The sequence below is a fragment of the Variovorax sp. RA8 genome (genome assembly GCF_901827175.1).
Classification (GTDB): domain Bacteria; phylum Pseudomonadota; class Gammaproteobacteria; order Burkholderiales; family Burkholderiaceae_C; genus Variovorax.
Genome location: NZ_LR594662.1, coordinates 376,476 through 397,350, shown reverse-complemented (window position 1 = coordinate 397,350; position 20,875 = coordinate 376,476). Strand labels below are relative to the sequence as shown.

Sequence of the window (20,875 nt, the reverse complement as noted above, 5' to 3'; positions counted from 1 at the left end):
AAGGGCGGTTCATGCCGAGGCCGCATCCAATGCCTCGTCCAGCACCTCCACCCAATGCCGCACAGGCAGCCCGCTGCCGCTTTGCAGGTGCGTGATGCAGCCGATGTTGGCCGAGATGATGGCGGTGGGCCGAAGCTGGTCCAGGTGCCCCAGCTTGCGGTCCCGCAGCGCATAGGCCAGCTCGGGCTGCAACACGGAGTACGTGCCGGCCGAGCCGCAGCACAGGTGCGACTCGTTCTTGGCGACTTGGATGTCGAAGCCGAGCGCGCGCAGGTTCACCTCGACGCCGCCGCGCAGCTTCTGCCCGTGCTGCAGCGTGCAGGGCGGGTGGTAGGCGAAGACGCCTGGCGGCGCGCTCACGCGATCCTTCAACAGCGGCACCAGTTCAGGCAGCAGCTCGCTCAGGTCGCGCGTGATTGCGCTGATGCGCGCGGCCTTCTGCGCATAGGCCGGCTCGTCGCGCAGCAGGTGGCCGTACTCGCGCACCGTGACGCCGCAGCCGGAGGCGTTCATCACGATCGCCTCGACCACACCCTCGTCCACGAAGGGCCACCAAGCGTCGACGTTAGCGCGCATCTGCGCCTTGCCGCCCTCCTGGTCGTTGAGGTGGAACTTCACCGCGCCGCAGCAGCCCGCGGCCGGCGCGATGACCGCCTCGATGCCGGCTGCGTCGAGCATGCGCGCCGTCGCGCTGTTGATGTTGGGCGCCATCGAGGGCTGCACGCAGCCCGCGAGCATCAGCATCTTGCGTGCATGCGTGCGCCTGGGCCATTCGCCCGCCGATTGCGGCGCGGGCACCTTGGCCCTGAGCTTGGCCGGCAGCAGGCCGCGCACCGACTGGCCCAGCTTCATCGCGGGACCGAAGAGCGGCGAAGGCAACGCCTCCTTCAGCGTCCAGCGCAGCGCGCCTTCCATCGCGGGGCGCGGCACCTTCTCATCGACGATCTTGCGGCCGATGTCGACCAGGTGGCCGTACTGCACACCGCTCGGACACGTGCTCTCGCAGTTGCGGCAGGTGAGGCAGCGGTCCAGGTGCAGCTGCGTGCTGCGCGTGGGCGGCTTGCCTTCGAGCACCTGCTTGATGAGGTAGATGCGCCCGCGCGGGCCGTCGAGCTCGTCTCCGAGCAGCTGGTAGGTCGGGCAGGTCGCGGTGCAGAAGCCGCAGTGCACGCATTTGCGCAGGATGGCCTCGGCCTCCTGGCCGTCGGCGGTGTTCCGGAATTCGGGGGCGAGCTCGGTTTGCATCTCAAGTCGTTGGCAAGAGCCGCGCGCGATCGAACACGGCATGAGGATCGAACTCGCGCATCAGCGCTTCGTGGATGCGCCGCAGCGGCGCGCTCAAGGCATCGAAGCGGCGCGTGACGGTGCTGGCACCGTCCGCGGTCATGAACAGTGTCGCATGGCCGCCTGCGGAGCGAGCCGCTTCCCTGAGTCGTTCGCCCTCGCCGGGCGAGACCAGGTACCAGCGCTGCGCACCATGCCATTCGATCAACGGTGGCTCTTCCAGCGGGAGCACTGGCGCGGTCTGCGGCACCGACAGGCGCCACAGCTCGCGCCCCTCGCGCGCTGCGAACCAGGGCAGGCGCAGGTCGCGCGCAGCCTCCCAGTCGGCCTGGGCCTGCGCATCGTCCTGCCGCTCGCCGCCGAGGTGGGTGCAGGCAGCGGCCACAGCGGCCGACGCGCCGCGCAGGCGCAGCCAGAGACGGCCCCGGCCTTGCTCGTGCGTCCAGCGGCTCGCGTTGAGCGGCAGCGGCTGGCCGCCCCAGCCGTTGAGCAGACGCAGCGCATCGGCCTGGTGGCAGTCGAAGACCAGCGTGGCCTCGGCCGGCGGCACGGGCAGCACCTTGAGGCTCACTTCGGTGATCAGCCCCAGAACGCCCAACGAGCCGGCCAGCACACGGGACACGTCGTAGCCCGCGACGTTCTTCATGACCTGGCCACCGAAGGTGAGCAGCTCGCCCCGGCCGTTGAGAAGCTGCGCGCCCAGCACATAGTCCCGCACGGCCCCCACGCTCGCGCGTGCCGGGCCGCTCAGGCCGGCGGCGACCATGCCACCGACGGTACCGCCGCTGTCGCCGAACCGCGGCGGCTCGAAGGGAAGGCACTGGCCCTGCTCGGCCAGCAGGGCTTCCAGCTCGACAAGCTGCGTGCCGGCGCGCGCGGTGACGACGAGCTCGCTGGGCTCGTAGCTCACGATGCCGTGCAGCCCGGCGGTGGAGAGCGGTTCGCCGCGCGGCGGCTCGCCGTAGAAGTCCTTGGTGCCGCCGCCGCGGACGCGCAGCACGGTGCGTTCGGCAGCGGCGGCGCGGATGCGTTCGGCGATCGGGCGGAGGGCGGGATCCATGCGGGGGATGGTAGCGCCCGCTCAGGCCGGCGCCGGGCCGCCCAAAGGCGGCCGGCGCCACCCCGGGGAGCAGCGGGTACACGAAGCGACGAGCGCAGGGGCCACATCAATCCTCGAAGAAATGGACGGGCAGGCCCGACACTTCCGCACGCAATGCGATCACGTGGCCCGAGGCCGGCCGCTGCTCCAGTTCCTCGGCGGACCGCCCGTGGCGTGCACTGGTGACGAACAGCGTGCGCAGGTCGTCGCCGCCGAAGCAGGGCATGGTGGGGCATTGCACCGGCACGGGCAGCGTGGCCGCGAGCTCGCCCGTGGGCGAGAAGCGCAGCAGCTGGCCGCCCTCGAACATCGCGACCCAATAGTGGCCCTCGGCGTCGACCGTCGCGCCGTCCGGGCGCCCTTGGTAGCCCTGCGGCGATGCCGGCGACCAACCCTCGGGCTTGGCGCCGAACTGCCGGAACGCTCGCGGGCGCGACAGGCGGTTGGCCTCGGCGTCCCAGTGCCAGGCGCTCACGCGGTGCGCGGCGGTGTCGGCCCAGTAGAGCGTGGCCGCATCGGGCCCGAAGGCCAGGCCGTTCGCGGTGGTGACGCCATCGGCCACGCGTGCAAGGACCGGCGTGCCGCCGCCGCGCGCATCGAGGCAGTAGAGCGCGCCGCTGGCGCAGTCCTTCGCCTCGTTGAGCGTGCCGGCCCAGAAGCGGCCCTGCGCGTCGCACTTGCCGTCGTTGAAGCGCATGCTGCGCACGTCGTGGTCCACCCGCGCGAGCGCCTCCAGCGCCCCGCCCCATTCGCGCGCGCGGTAGATGCCGTCGCGCAGCGCGATCACCAGGCCGCCGCGGGCCGCAGGCGCCATGCAGCCGGGCTCGGTGGGCAGGCCCCAGCGCTCGACAGTGGGCTCGCTCTCGATCCCGCCGCGCGTGCGCAGCACCGCGCGGCCCGGGATGTCGAGCCAGTAGAGCGAGCGCTCATGGGGATGCCAGAACGGCGATTCGCCGAGCTGGCAGAGGCTGTCGTTCAGGGTGGTCCACATGCCGCCAGCTTAGGGCCTGTTGTGCATCGACCCCAAAAAAAAGAGCCCGCTCGCGCCAAGGCGCTTGCGGGCCGAACATCCAAAGGAGACTCTTGCTTTGAATCGTTTCTTGCAGGCAATGCCGCGGGCCGCGCGAGGCGACCCGCGCCCACCTCAGCGGTTGTAGGCGGTTTCGCCGTGGGACGAGATGTCCAGGCCCTCGCGCTCTTCCTCCTCGCTCACGCGCAGGCCGATGGTGAGGTCGACGATCTTGTAGGCGACGAAGGAGACCACGGCGGACCACACGATGGTCAGCAGCACCGCCTTGAGCTGGATCCAGACCTGCGCGCCGATGCCGTTGGACACCACGCCGGCCGTGACCCAGTCGCCCACCAGGCCGGGGCCGCCCAGCGCCTGGGTGTTGAACACGCCGGTCAGGAGCGCACCCACGATGCCGCCCACGCCGTGCACGCCGAACACGTCGAGCGAGTCGTCCGCGCCGAGCATGCGCTTGAGGCCGTTGACGCCCCAGAGGCAGGCGAAGCCCGCGACGAAGCCGATCACGATCGCACCCATCAGGCCGACGTTGCCGGCCGCGGGCGTGATGGCCACCAGGCCGGCGACCGCACCGGATGCGGCGCCCAGCATCGAGGCCTTGCCCTTCATCAGCGCTTCGCCGATGGACCAGGCCAGCACCGCCGCGGCGGTTGCCGAGAAGGTGTTCATGAAAGCCAGCACGGCGCTGGTACCCGCTTCGAGCGCGGAGCCTGCGTTGAAGCCGAACCAGCCCACCCACAGCAGCGAGGCGCCGACCATCGTGAGCGTCAGCGAATGCGGCGTGAAGGCTTCCTTGCCGTAGCCGATGCGCTTGCCGATCAGGAAGGCACCCACCAGGCCGGCGACCGCCGCGTTGATGTGCACCACCGTGCCGCCCGCGAAATCGAGCGCGCCCCACTGCCAGATGAGGCCGGCCTTGGCGTTCATGGCATCGACCACGTCCGTGCTGGCGTAGGCGTCCGGGCCCATCCAGAACCAGACCATGTGCGCGATCGGCGCATAGCTGAAGGTGAACCACAGCACCATGAAGAGCAGCACGGCCGAGAACTTGATGCGCTCGGCGAAGGCGCCCACGATCAGGCAGCAGGTAATGCCGGCGAAGGTGGCCTGGAAGGCGGCGAACAGCAGCTCGGGGATGTAGACGCCCTTGCTGAAGGTCGCGCCCGGCGCGAAAGTGCCGGTGGCGGGGTCGAAGATGCCCTTCATGAAGAGCCTGTCGAAGCCGCCGATGAAGGAGTTGCCCTCGGTGAAGGCCAGGCTGTAGCCGTAGATCAGCCACAACACCACGATCATCGAGAAGGTGACCATCACCTGCATCAGTACCGACAGCATGTTCTTGCTGCGCACCAGGCCGCCGTAGAAGAGGGCCAGGCCGGGAATGGTCATCATGATGACCAGCAGCGTCGACAGCAGCATCCAGGAGGTGTCGCCCTTGTTGAACGAAGGCGCGGGGGCGGCGGCCGGCGCAGCCGCGGCGGCATCGGCGGGTGCGGCTGCGGCCGGAGCCGCTGCAGCGGGTGCTGTGGCGGCCGGGGCCGAGGCGGCGGGCGCTTCGGCAGGCGCAGCCGGGGTCTGGGCGAAGCCCGCGGTGCCGGCGACCAGCACGCTCAGGCCGAGGGCGAGAGAGACAAGCAGTTTTTTCATTGGATCTGTTCTTTCGTGCCTCGAAGTCAAAGGGCTTCGCGGCCTGTTTCTCCGGTACGGATGCGCACGACCTGCTCGAGGTCATAGACGAAGATCTTGCCGTCGCCGATCTTGCCGGTGCGCGCGGCGCTCTCGACCGCCTCGATCACGCGCTCGACCAGCTCGTCGGCCACGGCTGCCTCGATCTTGACCTTGGGCAGGAAGTCGACCACGTACTCCGCGCCGCGGTAGAGCTCGGTGTGGCCTTTCTGGCGCCCGAAGCCCTTGACCTCCGTCACGGTGATGCCCTGCACCCCGATCGCCGAGAGCGCCTCGCGCACCTCGTCGAGCTTGAACGGCTTGATGATGGCTGTGACCAGCTTCATGATGCTTCCCTCATAGATTCCATGATGTTTCTCCTCTGGATCGCTCGGAACGACGCGTCGCCGTGATCAGAGCGTCTTGGTCAGCGTGACGATGAATCGGGCCTTGTTGGGCGACCAGGTGCGCTCGCCGATGGGCCCGAAGCCCAGGTCCAGGCCCGGGTCGGCCACCAGCAGGTACGAGCTCTTCCTGTTGGCGCCCTGCACCGAGCCGGCCAGCGACAGGCCGTTGCCGAAGTCGTAGGAGGCGCCGACGTTGTAGTCCACGTAGTTGCGATAGCCGAGGCTGCGGATGTCGCTGCTCATGTGCGTGTAGCCGACCGCCGCCTTGAAGGTCACCTTGGGCACGATTTCCTTGGTGTAGCTCAGGTTCAGGTAGCCGGTGTTGCGGCCCTTCAGGCCCGAGCCGTCCTTCTCGCCGGCGTAGTTGAAGTAGTCCTTGGACACCGTGTGCGAATACTTCAGCGTGAACGCGCCGATCGCCTCGTCGGCCCAGGTGCCGGCGCCGTAGAGCTCGGTGGTGTTGCCTCGGGTGTTGCCCGGATAGATGTACGTCAGCACGCCGACGTCGAGGTCGAAAACGCCGGCCTTGAACTTGTAGCCGCCGTAGATGTCGCTCTCGATGCTGTTGCCGTTGAGCCAGTTGACGCTGGAGTTCCAGTTGCCGATGTAGAAGCCGCTCTCGCCGAAGGCATAGTCGAAGCCGCCCTGGATGGCGGGCTTGAAGCCCTTGGTCTTGGCGAAGTCGTTGTTGCCCAGCACGTCCTGGTCCTGGCCGCGGAACTTGTAGTTGCTGGTCAGCGCGACGTTGCCTGTGAGCTGGGCACTCGCCAGCATCGGCAGGGCAGCGAGGGCGGCGACGGCCAGGGCAGACGCGGTTTTACGGTGCATCATCGGGAGACTCCTCGGTCAGTTTTGAAATGGTTGGATACCGTTTCAAAGCAGGGAGCGTGCCAAATCTCGCGACCCGTGGACAGCGGAGCCTGGGACAGGTGCATGACGGCGCCATGAACAAAAGATGGGCGCACCATCTTGGTGAAAGGGAGAGAAATGAGCTTATCTTTGGTGCAGAGCCGTGCTTTGCTGGGCCTGGAAGCGGCAAGCGTCACGGTCGAGGTGCATCTGGCCAACGGGCTGCCCAGCTTCACGCTGGTGGGATTGGCCGACGTGGAGGTGAAGGAAGCCCGGGAGCGGGTGCGTTGCGCCATCCAGAACGCCGGCCTCGAATTCCCGAGCAACAAGCGGATCACGGTCAACCTGGCGCCGGCCGACCTGCCGAAGGACTCGGGCCGCTTCGACCTGCCGATTGCCCTGGGCATCCTGGCGGCGGCCGGGCAGATCGAGGCGGCCCGGCTGGCGGGCCACGAATTCGCGGGGGAGCTCTCGCTTTCAGGGCACCTGAGGCCCGTGCGTGGTGCGCTCGCGATGGCGCTGGCGCTGCATGGCCGCGGTGTCGCGACCAAGCTGGTGCTGCCGGCAGAGAGTGCGAGGGAGGCCGCCCTGGTGCCGGGCGCCGAAATCTACGGTGCAGCCCACCTGCTCGATGTGGTGCGGCAGTTCCTGCCGGGCGGCCCGGCACCCGGCGATGCGGCGGAAGATGGCTGGCATCGTGCGCAGGCCGCCGCCGCCGGCCCGGCGGCGGCGGAGGCCGACCTGGCGGACGTCAAGGGCCACGCGGGCGCCAGGCGCGCGCTCGAGATCGCGGCGGCCGGCCAGCACAGCCTGCTGATGGTGGGCCCGCCGGGGTCCGGCAAGTCGATGCTGGCCCAGCGCTTCGCCGGCCTGCTGCCGTCGATGAGCGTGGACGAGGCGCTGGAAAGCGCCGCCGTCGCCAGCCTGCACGGCCGCTTCGCCGTCGAGCGCTGGCGCCTGCGGCCGACCTGCAGCCCGCACCACAGCGCCAGTGCGGTAGCGCTGGTGGGCGGCGGCTCGCCGCCGCGGCCGGGCGAAATCTCGCTGGCGCACAACGGCGTGCTGTTCCTGGACGAGTTCCCGGAGTTCCAGCGCGCCGCGCTCGAAGCGCTGCGCGAGCCGCTGGAGACCGGCAGCATCACCATCGCGCGGGCCGCACGGCGTGCCGAGTTCCCGGCCCGCTTCCAGTTGGTCGCGGCCATGAACCCCTGCCCTTGCGGGCACCTGGGCTCCTCGCTCAAGCCCTGCCGCTGCACGCCGGACCAGGTGGCCCGCTACCAGGGCAAGCTCAGCGGGCCGCTGCTGGACCGCATCGACCTGCACATCGAGGTACCTGCGGTGCCGGCCACCCAGTTGCTGGAGACACCCACCGGCGAAGCCAGCGCCGAGGTTCGCGCGCGCGTGGTCGAGGCGCGCGAGCGCGCCCTGCGGCGCCAGGGCAAGGCCAACCAGGCGCTGCAGGGCGCGGAGATCGACCGCCACGCGCAGCCCGGTGCCGCGGCCCTGCAGTTCCTGCAGGCCGCCGCGACGCGGCTGGGCTGGTCGGCGCGCGGGACGCATCGCACGCTCAAGCTGGCCCGCACGATCGCGGACCTGGCCGGCGCCGGCACGGTGCAGGCGGCGCATGTGGCGGAGGCGGTGCAGTACCGGAGAGCGCTGCAGAAGGTCGAGTGATCAGCGCTTGAAGCGCCCCCCGCTGATGATCGACAGGTCGACGTAGTCGATGCCCGAGTGGTCCTGCGGCGAGTAGCTCACCTCGAGTCCGCCGCCGGGGTCGTAGCGGAGGTCGTTGAGCACGGCCAGCAGCTTGGCGCGTGTCGGCTTCGGGCCGGCGCGGCGCAGCGCCTCGACCATCACCTTGGTGGCAACGAAACCCTCCAGCAGCGCCGGCGAGAGCTCGATGTCGCCCTTGGCCTTGGCGAGATCCGAGGCCTCCTTGACCAGCGGATGCGCCAAGCCGCGCTCCGATGGCAGCACCTGCATCACGACCACCCCGCCGCTGGCGCTGCCCAGCTCCTTGATGAAGCCCGATGCCGCGTTGTTCGACAGCGTGATGACCTGGGCCGCCGAACCGGTGGCGCGCAGCGCCTTCACGCCTTCGGTCACGGCGGTGCCGGAGCCGATCCACAGCACGGCCTGCGCGTTGGCCGCGGCGAGCTTGGGCACGATGGCCGCGTAGTCGGGCTTGTTGCGATCGGCCAGCGCCAGCACGACCGGCTTCAGGCCGGCCTTGTCGAAGCCCTTCATCGCGCCTTCCATCGCGTCCTTGCCGAAGGAGTCGTCGGCCTGGACCACCGCGATGCGCTGCATGCCCACCGTGTGCAGGTGCTGGACCGCCTTCTCGGCCTCGCGCTGGTAGGTGGAGCGCACGTTGAACACATGCTTCTGCAAGGGTTTGTGCAGCGACATCGCCCCGGTGGAAGGCCCGATCAGCGGGGTGCCGCTCTTGTCGAGCAGCGGAATGACCGCCAGTGCATTGGGCGTGCCGCGATTGAGCAGCAGCGCGACCACCTTCTTCTCCTCGATCAGGACGCGCGAGTTCTCGGCCGAGCGCTTGGGGTCCAACCCGTCGTCCAGGCGGATCACCTCGATCTTTTCGCCGTGGATGCCGCCCTGCGCATTGACGTGGTCGATGACCAGCTGCGAGCCGAGGATGGTCTCCTTCACACTGGCTGCGACCGGCCCCGACATGTCGGCAGATTGGCCGATCAGGATCTGGGCCTTTGCGTTCGCGGCGCTCAGCGCCAGCGCGGCGGCGCAGAAAAATACTCGCACGGTCTCCATGGGCTGCTCTCCAGAAGGCCGGGCTGAAAACGCGCGGCGCAATTTGTGTTGAATTGTTACCGGGCGCTCACCTCCCCTCCTCCAGAACAAACCCTTGAGGCATTTGTCTTAGTTTTCGGACCATCCGCGCTACTGCGCCTCGATGCCGAAGGCCCGGATGCGCTGCGTGATCACATCGAACTCGGCCCTGTAGCCGCCTGCGAATTGCTCGGGCGTGGTGTTCATGATCTCGAAGCCGCGTTCGACCAGCACCGGGCGCACGTCTTCTGCGGCGACGATGGCGCGGATCTCGGCCGCGAGCCGTTGCACCACGGCCGGCGGCGTGCGCGCCGGCGCCAGCACGCCGAGCCACACGTTGGTGTCGTAGAGCGGGTCGGTGAAGCCGAGCTCGCGCAGCGTCGGCACCTGCGGCAAGGCTGTCGAGCGCTCGCGGCCCAGCACGGCCAGCGGCACCAGCTTGCCCGCCTGCACATGCTGCTTCGCGCTCGCCACCGACGACAGACCGATGCTCACGGTCTTCGACAGCAGGTCGGTCACCACCGGGCCCTCGCCCTTCTGCGGCACATGCACCATGCCCGCCTTGAGCTCGCGATTGAGCGATTCGCCGGCCAGGTGCCCGAGCCCGCCGACGCCCCAGGAGGCGTAGCTCAGGCTCGCGGGCTGCCGCGCGGCGAGGCGGCGCAGTTCGTCGATGCTCTTCGCCGGCAGGTCGGCGTTGGCGGAGATGAGCGCCGGGCTGCGCACCATCTGCGTGACGAAGGCGAAGTCCTTCTGCGGGTCGTAGGGCAGCGTCTTGAAGAGGGCCGCGTTGTTGATCTGCGAATCGGTGATGGTCAACAGCAGCACGCTGCCGTCGGCTGGCGCGCGCGCCACGTCGGCGGCGCCCAGCGCACCGGCGGCGCCGGGCTTGTTGTCCACCACCACGGGCTGCCCCAGGCGCCTCGCCAGGCGCTCGCCGACCAGGCGCGCGACGAAATCGGTGGCGCCGCCGGCCGCATAGGGCACCACCAGCCGCACGGGTTTGGCGGGCAGCGGCGATGGTGCAGTGGTTTGCGCGGGCGCGCAAAGCGGCAGGGCGGCCAGGCAGCAGGCCGCCATCCAGTTCCTGAACATGGTGGGTCTCCGGTGGTGAATGAAGGGGCGGTGACGGAACGGCGGCGCTCAGGCGCGCTCGGCCTCGACCGCCTGCGCCAGCAAGCGGCGGAACTGCATGAGTGCCGCGTCCATCGCGAGCGGCAGCATCGGGGCCTCGGGCCCGCGTTCGAGGTTGCGGGCCTGCGCGGTGATCATGTCGCGGTCCTCGTTGAAGGCGACGATCAGGCCGTCGTGGATCATCTGCGTCAGCCATTCGCCGCCCAGTTCGGCGCGGTGCGACTGCTGGAAGAAGTAATGGGTGCTGCTCTCGGTCTCGGGTGTGAGCGTCTGGCAGCTGTGCAGCTCGACCGCGCGCCGCATGTCGCCCTCGGCATCGCCGGCGGGACGGCCGCCGGAATGCATCAGCAGCGTGCCGGGCAGCACGAAGTCGTAGATGAACCAGCGGTCCACGTGGCCGCCGCCGAAATCGCGCGCCCGCGCCCAGTAGGCGGGCGGCGGCACATCGTGGACCTTGCGGGTGACCCGCAGGCCGCGCGGGATCTTCTCGATGACGGGCCGCGCCTGCGCGATCGCGGTGGAACCGCCCAGCGTCTTCTCGTGCACATAGCTCAGGTGCGAGAAGTCCAGGAGGTTGTCGCAGATCAGCAGGTAGGGCGTGTCGTAGTGCAGATAGCCGGGAACGTTGCGCCAGCCCGGGTCGTCGCAGGAGAAGTTGTCGGGCAGCAGCGCCGGGTCGGCCAAGGCCGGATCGCCCATCCAGACGAAGACCCAGGCATGGCGCAGCGCCACCGGATAGCTGCGCACCCGCGCCTTGGGCGGCACGCTTTCGAGGCCGGGCACCTCGATGCAGGTGCCGTCGGCATCGAACTTGAGGCCGTGGTAGCCGCAGCGCACGCAATCGCCTTCCTTGCGGCCCTTGGACAGCGGCGCCAGGCGGTGGCAGCAGCGATCCTCGAGCGCGACGATGGTGCCGTCGGCGCGCCGGAACAGGAGCAGCGGCTCGCCGATCACGGTGCGGTTGAAGAGGCCGTCGGCCGGGATCTCGTGGTCCCAGGCGACGACATACCAGCAGTTGCGCAGGAACATGCGCTTGTCTCCATCGGTGGTTGTGTTGTGAGCCGATGGTGGCGCGCACCGCCGCGTGCCCGCGTCCCCTGCGCAGGGGACAGGTGCCGAAGCTCAGGCCGCCAGGCGGATCAGCTCGGCGCGATCGTGGATGCCGAGCTTGCCGTAGGCGCGCTTGCGCAGCGTGAGCACGGTGGAAGCGGCGACGTCCAGGTCGGCCGCGATGCCGTCGGCCGTCATGCTGCAGGCGATTCGCGCGCAAACGTCGAGCTCGCGCGGGCTGAGCGCGGCGGCGCGGGCGTCCAGCCGGGCCCGCGCCAGCGCGATGCGCGTGGCCATCTGCCGTGCGGCTGCGCCGGTGCCGACGGCATTGCGATGCACCTGGCGCAACAGTGGCGCCACCGCCAGCACGCGTTCGATCTCCTGGGCAGCGAACGGGCCTTTGGCCTCGCTGCGGTAGAGGTTGATGGAGAAGGCGGTGCGCGGTGCCGGCGTGAAGAGCAGCGTGAGCCGGTCCGACAGGTGCTCGCGTTCGTAGATGCGGTGGCGCCAGCCCGAATCGGGAATCTCGCCGGCGCGAAAGCGCAGCGCCGTCACCTCCGCGTTCTCGCCAGCCTCGGCGCGCATGCGGCCGGCGATGCGGATCGCGTCGTCGAAGACGTAGAAATAGCGGCGGTACTTGTCGAAGCACTGGCCGGTGACGTTGCGCAGCTCAGGGCCGAAGGCATGCCCTTCGAGCAGCGCCGGCGGATCGTCCATGTGCGAGACCAGGCTGATGTAGTCCACCGGCAGCAGCGCATTGAGGAAATGCAGCATGGCACGGGTCGGCTCGGCCTCGCGAGGCGCTTCCAGCAACAGCGAGACCGCGCGCAGGTCGAGCGTGTGCTGGTGTGGAACGGCGGGAACGCGCCAGGAGGCGGACATGCGGGCATTGTCCATTCGCACGCTGGCTGGTTGAACCCGACGCGGCTCGGGACAAACCCGCGCCGCCGACGCGCTCAGAGCAGGCCGCGCCCTGCCAGGTTGCGCATCAGCGCGCCGATGCCGAAGGACCAGCGCGCCGCCTGGTCGGAGTGCACCACGCGGTTGTCCAGCGCGCCGAGTTCGGGCGCCGAGATGGTGACGCGGTCGCCCACCACGTGGGTGAAGCCCTGCCCGGGGCCATGGCGGTCCTGCGTGGGCGCGAACATGGTGCCGAGGAAGAGCATCAGCCCGTCCGGATAGGCGTGGTGCGGCCCGATGGCCTGCGACACCAGGTCCAGCGGGTCGCGGCTGATCTCGGCCAGCGAACTCGATCCCTCGAGCACGAAGCCCTCGGGCCCGGCCACGCGCAGCGCCACCGTGATGCGGCGCACGTCGTCGATGCCGAAGTGCGTGTCGAACAGGCGGATGAAGGGGCCGATCGCGCAGGAGGCGTTGTTGTCCTTGGCCTTGCCCAGCAGCAGCGCGCTGCGGCCTTCGAAGTCGCGCAGGTTGACGTCGTTGCCGAGCGCCGCGCCCAGGGTGCGCCCGCGGCTGTCGACCGCCAGCACCACCTCGGGCTCGGGGTTGTTCCAGACCGAGCCGGAATGGATGCCGACATCGGCTCCGGTGCCAACGGCCGACAGCACCGGCGCCTTGGTGAAGATCTCGGCGTCGGGGCCGATGCCGACCTCGAGGTACTGCGACCAGGCACCCTGCGCGATCAGCACCTCCTTGACCTGGGCGGCCTGCGGCGAGCCGGGCACGATGCCGGCGAGGTTGTCGCCCAGCACGCTGCCGAGCGCGGCACGGATGGCCTCGGCCCGGGAAGCATCGCCGCGCGCCTGCTCCTCGATCACGCGCTCCAGGAGGCTGGCGACGAAGGTCACGCCGCTGGCCTTCACCGCCTGCAGGTCGCAGGGGGCGAGCAGCCAGGGCAGCTCGGGATCGCGCCGGGCCTCGTCGCTGTTGGCGAGCGCCGCATCGAGCGCCGCGATGCGCGGTGCGTCGTTGTCGCGCAGGGCCTGGCGCACCAGGCCCACGGGATCGTCGAGCTCGAGCAGTTGGCTGGTGGTGGGCGCCAGGCGCGTGAGGTCGTGCAGGCCGCCGTCATGCACCGCCACCGGCGTCGGCCCGACATCGGGTTGCCAGAGGCGGCCGATCAGGGCGGCGCGATCGGCATCGCGGGGGAGGCTGGCGGCGGGCGAGAGGACTTGGGGCATTCGTGTTGTCTCCAGATGTGGGTACGGAACGCAGAAGAATTCAGAAGACGATTCTGAATGTCTTTTGTGCGTACTCGCGCATCTTCGCGCCTTCTGCGTTCGGCCAGGCCCTTGTTCAGTGGCCGCCTCGAACCCGCGCCACCTCCGACCTCAGATCCTTCCACGCCGGCTCCTGTGGCGCGAAGCGTGCGCGCATGTAGCCGGCCAGCTCGGCGATCTGCGCATCGCTGAGGGCTTCGCGAAAGGCGGGCATGAACCCGATCTCGCGCGTGGCGGGCTCGCGCACGCCGTCGAGGATGGTGCGCAGCAGGTTGTCGGGCCGCGCGCTCGTCAGGTTGCTGTTGAGCGCGAGCGGCACGTTGGCGCCGAGCAGCGTGGGACCGTTGCCGTCGTGGTGGCAGGCGGCGCAGGCGCCATCGAACAGGCGCTGGGCCGGGCCGAGCAGCTGGCCCTGGCGAACCGCGGCGGTGGCGACGACGCGCTGCGCCTGCGCACCGGCCTCGGGCTCGCCGCTTTCCGCATGGAAGGACGCGAGGTAGCTCGCCATCGCACGGATGTCGGCGTCGGGTACGGTGGCCAGTTCGCGCACCACCTCGGCCATTGGGCCGCCGGCCGTGCCGTGCTGCGGGCTGTGGCCGTTGCGCAGGTAGCGGTAGAGGGACTCGGCATTCCAGGGCACGGCGGACTTCGAGGCCGCGCCGGTGAGCGCAGGCGCCTCCCAGCCCTCGACCATCGCGCCCGACAGGTAGGCGCTGCCGCCCTGCTCCGCGCCCAGCGCATTGCGCGGCGTGTGGCAGGCACCGCAATGCCCCAGGCCGTTGACGAGGTAGGCGCCGCGGTTCCATTCGGCACTTTGCTGCGCGACCGGCTGCATGGGTGCGGGATCGTGGAAGAGCGCGTTCCAGCCGGCCATCAGCGGCCGGAGGCCGAAGGGGAACTTCAGCTCGGACCTCGGCGTGGGCGCCTGCACCGCGGGCAGCGACATGAAATAGGCATACAGGGCCTGCAGGTCGTCGTCGCTGGTCTTGGCGAAGGCGGTGTAGGGGAAGGCCGGGTAGAGGTGGTGGCCATCGCGCGAGATGCCTTCGCGCATGGCGCGCTGGAAGGCGCTGAAGGACCAGCGGCCCAGGCCGGTGTCGGGGTCGGGCGTGAGGTTGGTGGTGTAGATGGTGCCGAAGGGCGTGTCCATCGCGCGGCCGCCGGCGTTGGGCATGCCGCCGGGGGCGGTGTGGCAGACGGCGCAGTCGCCGACGGCGGCAAGGGTGCGGCCCCGGTCGATGGTGGCCTGGCTGTAGACGGGGGCGCTGAGGGCGACGGGGGCGATGGCCGAGCGCCAGCCCATGAGCCCCGCAATCACACCGACGGCGCCGACCAGCAACGCCGCAGCGCTCGCCCACAGGGTCTTGCGCCTTCCCCCGCTGGAAGGCGGGGATGGGGGCACGGCAGCGCCACCGTCGACCGCCCGCGCGCTCCCACCCCCGCCCTCCCCCAGAGGGGCAGGGAGTGAAGACGGGTTCAGCGCAGCCTGCACCACTTCCGGCGTGAACGGCGGCGCCCTGAACCGCACCCCCGTCGCATCGAAGATCGCATTCGCAATGGCCGCCGTCCCCGGCACCGAGGACGACTCCCCCGCGCCCAGCGGCGGCTCGCCCGGCCGCTGCATGTGCACCACCTCGATCACCGGCACCTCTCGGAAGCTGAGGATCGGGTAGCCGCCCCACTCGCGGCTCGCGACCACGCCCGCCGGCAGCACGCCCGGCAGCGCCTCGCCGGCGGACGGTTCTGCCGGCGGCGCGAACTGCACGCGCTCCTTCAATGCCCGGCTGGTGGTCTGGATCACGTTGCCGTGGATCTGATGCTCGACCCCGGCGGGGTTCACCATCAGCCCCGCATCGTGCCCCACGACCACGCGGCGCACATGCACCTCACCGGTGGTCTTGTGGACCTCGACATCCGCGACCCAGGCGGACCAGGCCGCGCCGAAGCCGGGCCATTTGCTGTGCACGTAGCGGGCATAGGCAAAGCCCTGGCCGAAGAGCACGTCGCCGCCCGGGCCCACGCGCGCGTCGGCGCGCCTCGAAGGGTGATCGCCATCGGCATCCTCCTGCGGCCCGGTGCGCATGCGCCAGCCGGCCTTCTGCGCGGTCTCGCGCACCAGCTCGGCCGCGCGCGGATCGCGCAGGTGGCGCAGGCGGAAGGCCACCGGGTCCACGCCGGCCGCGGTGGCCAGCTCGTCCACGTAGGACTCGTGCGCGAAGGAGCTGGGCAGCGCCGAGACGCCGCGCAGCCAGGAGGCGCGCACGATGGGCGCCATGTCGTTGACCTTGACCCGCAGGTTCTCGTAGGCATAGGGCGGGCGCGCGGTGCGGTCGCCCATCTCGAAGGCCTGCGCGACCGGCTCGACGGTGCGCGTCAGCAGCAGTGCCAGCGTGGGGGCGCCGTTCGAGGGGTAGGAGGTCTCGAAGTCATAGGCGGCGACCCCGCCCTCGGCATCGAGCCCGCCGTTGACCTGCATCAGCTGCGCCGCACCCTTGGGCTCCCACGCATGCTCCTGCTCGCGCGTGAGCTGCACGCGCACCGGCGCCCCGGCCGCGCGCGCGAGCAGGGCCGCGTCGGCCGCCACGTCGTCGGCGCCGTTGCGGCCATAGCAGCCGGCAGCCTCCATGCGCACCACGTCGACGACCACATCGTCCAGGCCCATGAGCTTGGCGAGATCGGCCCGCAGCACATGCGGGTTCTGCGAGCCGGCCCAGACGCGCAGCTGCACGCCCGGTTCGCCCTCGGGCTGCCAATGCGCGAGCGCGCAGGAAGGCCCGATGGAGGCATGCATCTGGTAGGGCCAGACATAGGTGCGCGGCATCGGCTGGGCCGCGTTCGCGAGCGCTTCGTCCACCCGGCCCTCGTCGACCAGCAGGCGCTGCGTCGACGGGTTGGCGCGGATCGCGCCTTCGAGGTCATCGAGCGCGGGCAGCCCCGGCCAGGGCTTCCAGCGCACGCGCAGCTCGCGCAACGCCTGCTCCGCATGCTCCTCGCGCTCGGCCACGATGCCGACGAAGTCGCGGATCACCACCACCGCGCGGATGCCGGGAATGTGCGCAATGGAGGATTCGTCCACCGACTCCAGCGTGTTGCCGATGAACTCGCCGTGGTCCGCGCCCGCATAGGGCGGCCGCACGACCCGGCCGTGCAGCATGCCGGGCACACGCATGTCGTGCACGAACACGGTCTCGCCCGCCAGCTTGGCCGGAATGTCGACGCGCGGGACCGCGGTGCCGACGAGGCGATAGTCCTTGGGGTCCTTGAGCCGGGCCGCGCCGTCCAGCTGCAGCAATGTGCGCGTGCCGGAGACCAGCTCGCCGAAGGGCACGCTGAAGGCCGGGTCCTCGCCGGCATGGATGCGGCCCTCGCGCACTTCGAGCAGCGAAGGCTGCACGCCGAAGCGCTCGGACGCCTGCGCCAGCAGCCAGGCGCGCGCCTGCGCCGCGGCCAGCCGCAGCGGCGCGGCGTGGATCTGCAGCGAGGCGCTGGCGATGGTCGCGCCCTGGTTGGGCGCACGCGCCGTGTCGCCCAGCACCATGTGCACCTGCGCCAGCGGCAGGTCGAGCTCCTCGGCCACCACCTGCGCCAGCGCGGTGCGGATGCCGGTGCCCAGGTCCACGTGGCCGTTGAGCGCGGTCGCGCTGCCGTCGCTCCACAGCGCCAGCAGGATCTCGGGGCCTTCGGCCGGGTTGCCGAAGACCACGGGGGGCTGGCCGTTGGCGGCGGGTGGCGCGGGCGGCGTCTCGCGCACCACTACCAGCACGTCCTGTGCGCGGAGGAAGTCGCTGCGGGTGCGCGGCTGCTCGGCGCGCCGGGTCACTGGAGTACCTTCGTCTTCGGCTGCGGTGCTATTCGCCTTCGGAACGGCCGTGCGGCTCACGTCGTCTCGTCCTTGGCCATCCGCAGCGCCGCAACTTGCACCGCGGCCAGGATCTCCACGTGCGTGCCGCAACGGCACAGGTTGCCCGACAGCTCCGCCCGGATGCGCGCATCGCTGGGGTGCGGCTCGCGCGCCAGCAGCGCGGCGGCCTGCATCACCATTCCGTTGAGGCAGTAGCCGCACTGCGCGGCCTGGGCCTGCTCGAAGGCCTGCTGCACGGGATGCCAGTTGTCGCGCGAGCCGAGTCCTTCGAGCGTGGTGATCGCGCGGCCGGCCACGCCATGGGCCGGAATCACGCAGGCCCGCGCCGCCACGCCGTCGACCCACACCGTGCAGGCCCCGCACTGGCCGAGGCCGCAGCCGTACTTGGGACCGTTGAGCGAGAGATCGTTGCGCAGCACATGCAGCAGCGAGGCCTGCGCGGATACGGAAAGCTCGATCTCGCGTCCGTTGACCTTGAAGGCGAGTTCCGGCATCAAGCGCGCAGGTCCTTCAGGCACTGATCTCGATGTCGCCGGACTGGATGCGCTTGACCCCCTTGGCCTGCATCTCCTTCCAGGCCTTGGCGAGCGAGCCGTTCAGGTCGATGGCCCGGGTCGCGTCCTCGATCACGTAGGCTTCGAAACCGGCCTTGCGCGCATCGAGCGCAGTCCAGGCCACGCAGAAGTCGGTCGCCAGTCCGGTGACGAACACGGTCTTGATGCCGCGCTGCTTGAGATAGCCGGCCAGTCCCGTGGGCGTCTTGCGGTCGGCCTCCTCGAAGGCCGAGTAGCTGTCGACGCCCTTGTGGTAGCCCTTGCGGATGATCAGCTGCGCGCTCGGCAGCTTCAGGTCCTTGTGCAGGGCTGCGTCTTCCGTGCCCTGCACGCAGTGGTCGGGCCACAGCACCTGGTTGCCATAGCCGAGCTTGATGCTGCTGAAGGGCTTCTGCCCCGCATGCGCGCTCGCGAAGGAGGCGTGGCCCTGGGTGTGCCAGTCCTGCGTGAGCACGATGTTCTCGAAGGCGGTGGAGAGCTTGTTGATCACGGGCACCACGTCCGCGCCACCCTTCACGGGCAGCGTGCCGCCGTCGACGAAGCAGTTCTGCACGTCGACCACGATCAGCGCCGACCTGTCGGAGGGCTTGATCTTCGCAGCCGCGAACAGCGGCATCGAAAGGCCGGTGAGGCTCAGGGCGGCGGCGGACTGGAGAAAGGCTCTGCGGTACGTGTCATGCATGGTGTTCGCTCCTCGACAAAAAATCAGACGGACAGGTACGCCCGACGCACTTCCTCGTTGGTCGCGAGATCGGCCATCGGGGCCTGGTAGCGGATCTGCCCCTTCTCCAGCACGTAGGCGCGGTCGGAGACCAGCTCGGCGAAGTGCATGTTCTGCTCCGACAGCAGGATGCTCACGCCCTGCGCCTTGAGCTCGAGGATCATGTTGGCCATCTGCTCGACGATCACCGGCGCCACGCCTTCGGAGGGCTCGTCGAGCAGCACCAGGTAGGGGTTGCCCATCAGCGTGCGCGCCACGGTCAGCATCTGCTGTTCGCCGCCGCTCATGCGCCCGCCCGGGCGGTTCGGCATCTCGCCAAGGTTGGGAAAGAGCTTGAACAGGCGCTCGGGCGTCCACAGCGGCGCATCGCTGCCGTCGGACCAGCGGCGCGGAGCCTGCTTGCCGACTTCGAGGTTCTCCATCACCGTGAGGTCGGTGAACACGCGCCGGTCTTCGGGCACGAAGCCCAGGCCCAGCTTGGCCGCGTGGTGCGGCTCGCTCTTCGAGATGTCATGGCCCAGGAAGCGCACCGCGCCGCGGCGCTTGCCCAGCATGCCGATCAGCGCCTTGAGCGTGGTGGACTTGCCGGCGCCATTGCGGCCCATCAGCGCCACCACTTCGCCGCGCCGCACTTCGAGATCGACGTCATAGAGGATCTGCGCCGCGCCGTACCAGGCGCACAGGGCCTTGGCTTCGAGCAGTTGTTCGTGGGAGCTCATGCGGCTTCTCCTACCGCGGCGTTCACCGCCGCTGCCTTCTCGGCAATCTTCTCGAAGGTCTTGCCGCTGCCGAAGTACACCTCCTGCACCTTCGGATGGTCGCGGATCTCGAGCGGCTTGCCCTGCGCGATGAGGCGGCCGCGCGCCAGCACGATCATGCGGTCGGCGTACGCGAAGACCACGTCCATGCTGTGCTCGGTGAAGAGCACGGCCATGCCGCGGTCGATCACCAGCTGCTTGGTCAGGGCCATCAACGAGTTGCGCTCCTTGGGCGCCATGCCGGCGGTGGGTTCGTCCATCAGCAGCAGCTTGGGCGAGTTGGCCATCGCGATCGCGAGCTCGACGCGCTTGACGTCGCCATAGGCGAGCACGCTGCAGGGCCGGTCGGCCTGCGCCTTCATGCCGACCTGGTCGAGCAGCACCAGCGCCTCCTCGCGCTTGTGGTCGGCGGCGCGGCGCCAGGTGGAGAACAGCTTGTGATCGTGCGAGAGCAGGGCCATCTGCACGTTCTCCACCACGGTGAGCGAGGCGAATGTCTCGGCGATCTGGAAGGTGCGGCCCACGCCCATGCGCCAGATCTCGCGCGGCTTGCGGCCGACCAGCTCTTCGCCATTGAGCAGGATCGAACCGCGGTCGGCCTTGAGCTGGCCGTTGACCATGTTGAAGGTGGTCGACTTGCCGGCGCCGTTGGGGCCGATGAGCGCCAGCAGTTCGCCGGGGGCGAGGTCGAAGCTGATGCCGTCGACGGCCTTGACGCCGCCGAAGGACTTGCCTAGGTCTTGGACTTTGAGGAGGCTCATTGGGGTCTTGGTCCTTCTCCCTTCCCCTGTGGGGGAGGGGTGAGGTGGGGGCGCTCGTTTGCTTGTTTCGGCGTTGCTGTTGGGTTGAGGCAGGAGCCGGGATTTCGCCCCGGCGGGCGAGTCACTTTCTTTGTCTCGCCAAAGAAAGTAACCAAAGAAAGGCGACCCCACTGCGCGTGACCCTCCGCTTCGCTACGGGCAACCTGCGGTGCTCGCTTTTCGCGGGGGCCGCGCAAACTCGCCTTCGGCTCAAACACGCGCGGCCCTTTTTCCGCGAAAAGCTCCGCTCCTCGGCACGCGCAGAGGGGACTTGGAGTCCAACGCGCCATGGCGCGTCCTTGTGTGGGGTGCAGGTTGGCGTGAGCTCCGGGCCCTTGCTCACGTTGTCTCTCGCGCACACGCACATGCAGATGCATGCGCTCGTGCTCGTGCTCGTGCTCGTGCTCGTGCTCACGTTCGAGCGCATCCGCATGTCCTGTTCCAGGCTTCGCGTAGCGAGGCCGCCGGTGGCCGAGCGAAGCAATGGCCCGTCCCATATCCCCTCTGCGCGTGCCGAGGAGCGCAGCTTCAGGCGAATCAAGGGCCGCGCGTGTTTGAGCGAAGCGAGTTTGCGCGGACCCCGCCTGAAGCGAGCACCGCAGGTTGCCCGCAGCGAAGCGGAGGGACGCGCGCAGTGGGGTCGCCTTTCTTTGGTTACTTTCTTTGGCGAGACAAAGAAAGTGACT

The 20,875-nt window shown here is 69.7% G+C and carries 17 protein-coding genes; 1 reads left to right on the top strand and 16 read right to left on the bottom strand.

Going from position 1 to position 20,875, the window contains the following annotated elements; translation table 11 throughout:
• Positions 1 to 9: 9 nt before the first annotated feature.
• From glcF to E5P3_RS01790, 6 genes are all read right to left on the bottom strand, one after another.
• A complete protein-coding gene (glcF, locus tag E5P3_RS01815; protein WP_162584432.1) occupies positions 10 to 1,245 on the bottom strand; it encodes a glycolate oxidase subunit GlcF in 1,236 nt (411 codons plus the stop codon).
• A 1-nt stretch (position 1,246) separates the two neighbouring features.
• A complete protein-coding gene (gene glcE / locus E5P3_RS01810) occupies positions 1,247 to 2,344 on the bottom strand; it encodes a glycolate oxidase subunit GlcE (protein WP_162584431.1) in 1,098 nt (365 codons plus the stop codon).
• A gap of 106 nt (positions 2,345 to 2,450) precedes the next feature.
• A complete protein-coding gene (locus tag E5P3_RS01805; RefSeq protein WP_162584430.1) occupies positions 2,451 to 3,374 on the bottom strand; it encodes an SMP-30/gluconolactonase/LRE family protein in 924 nt (307 codons plus the stop codon).
• Positions 3,375 to 3,527: 153 nt separating this feature from the next.
• Positions 3,528 to 5,054, bottom strand: coding sequence for an ammonium transporter (locus E5P3_RS01800; protein ID WP_174263023.1), 1,527 nt, complete (start codon positions 5,052 to 5,054; stop codon positions 3,528 to 3,530).
• Positions 5,055 to 5,080: 26 nt separating this feature from the next.
• Complete coding sequence (gene glnK, locus E5P3_RS01795) at positions 5,081 to 5,419, bottom strand: P-II family nitrogen regulator (RefSeq protein WP_068686416.1); 339 nt, start codon at positions 5,417 to 5,419, stop codon at positions 5,081 to 5,083.
• A gap of 66 nt (positions 5,420 to 5,485) precedes the next feature.
• Entirely contained in the window at positions 5,486 to 6,307 is an 822-nt protein-coding gene (locus E5P3_RS01790; protein WP_162589481.1) for a TorF family putative porin, read from the bottom strand.
• A 159-nt stretch (positions 6,308 to 6,466) separates the two neighbouring features.
• Here E5P3_RS01790 and E5P3_RS01785 point away from each other — a divergent pair, with 159 nt between their 5' ends.
• Positions 6,467 to 8,002 carry a YifB family Mg chelatase-like AAA ATPase gene (locus E5P3_RS01785; RefSeq protein WP_162584429.1) on the top strand — a complete coding sequence of 512 codons (1,536 nt, stop codon included), beginning with the start codon at positions 6,467 to 6,469 and terminating at the stop codon, positions 8,000 to 8,002.
• On the opposite strand, the gene E5P3_RS01780 is transcribed toward E5P3_RS01785, so the two are convergent.
• The 10 genes from E5P3_RS01780 to E5P3_RS01735 form a co-directional block, all read right to left on the bottom strand.
• The gene (locus tag E5P3_RS01780) at positions 8,003 to 9,112 is read right to left on the bottom strand and encodes an ABC transporter substrate-binding protein (protein WP_162584428.1); all 1,110 of its coding nucleotides are present in this window, start codon (positions 9,110 to 9,112) and stop codon (positions 8,003 to 8,005) included. It lies immediately after the preceding gene.
• A gap of 129 nt (positions 9,113 to 9,241) precedes the next feature.
• Positions 9,242 to 10,225: a Bug family tripartite tricarboxylate transporter substrate binding protein gene (locus tag E5P3_RS01775; protein ID WP_162584427.1), complete on the bottom strand. Its 984-nt coding sequence runs from the start codon at positions 10,223 to 10,225 to the stop codon at positions 9,242 to 9,244.
• 48 nt (positions 10,226 to 10,273) lie between these two features.
• Complete coding sequence (locus E5P3_RS01770; protein ID WP_162584426.1) at positions 10,274 to 11,293, bottom strand: aromatic ring-hydroxylating dioxygenase subunit alpha; 1,020 nt, start codon at positions 11,291 to 11,293, stop codon at positions 10,274 to 10,276.
• Positions 11,294 to 11,386: 93 nt separating this feature from the next.
• Positions 11,387 to 12,196, bottom strand: a complete 810-nt coding sequence (locus E5P3_RS01765; protein WP_162584425.1) for a helix-turn-helix transcriptional regulator — start codon at positions 12,194 to 12,196, stop codon at positions 11,387 to 11,389.
• Positions 12,197 to 12,270: 74 nt separating this feature from the next.
• Positions 12,271 to 13,455 (bottom strand): fumarylacetoacetate hydrolase family protein, encoded by a 1,185-nt coding sequence (locus E5P3_RS01760; RefSeq protein WP_162584424.1) that lies wholly within the window; start codon positions 13,453 to 13,455, stop codon positions 12,271 to 12,273.
• Between the two features lie 115 nt (positions 13,456 to 13,570).
• Positions 13,571 to 17,314, bottom strand: a complete 3,744-nt coding sequence (locus E5P3_RS01755; RefSeq protein ID WP_162589480.1) for a molybdopterin cofactor-binding domain-containing protein — start codon at positions 17,312 to 17,314, stop codon at positions 13,571 to 13,573.
• 56 nt (positions 17,315 to 17,370) lie between these two features.
• On the bottom strand, positions 17,371 to 17,850 hold the full coding sequence (locus E5P3_RS01750; protein WP_162589479.1) for a (2Fe-2S)-binding protein: 480 nt from the start codon (positions 17,848 to 17,850) through the stop codon (positions 17,371 to 17,373).
• 16 nt (positions 17,851 to 17,866) lie between these two features.
• Complete coding sequence (gene pncA / locus E5P3_RS01745; RefSeq protein ID WP_162584423.1) at positions 17,867 to 18,592, bottom strand: bifunctional nicotinamidase/pyrazinamidase; 726 nt, start codon at positions 18,590 to 18,592, stop codon at positions 17,867 to 17,869.
• 23 nt (positions 18,593 to 18,615) lie between these two features.
• Entirely contained in the window at positions 18,616 to 19,350 is a 735-nt protein-coding gene (locus tag E5P3_RS01740) for an ABC transporter ATP-binding protein (protein ID WP_162584422.1), read from the bottom strand.
• Positions 19,347 to 20,150 carry an ABC transporter ATP-binding protein gene (locus E5P3_RS01735; protein ID WP_162584421.1) on the bottom strand — a complete coding sequence of 268 codons (804 nt, stop codon included), beginning with the start codon at positions 20,148 to 20,150 and terminating at the stop codon, positions 19,347 to 19,349. The genes E5P3_RS01740 and E5P3_RS01735 overlap by 4 nt, the downstream gene beginning before the upstream one ends.
• Positions 20,151 to 20,875: the final 725 nt, after the last annotated feature.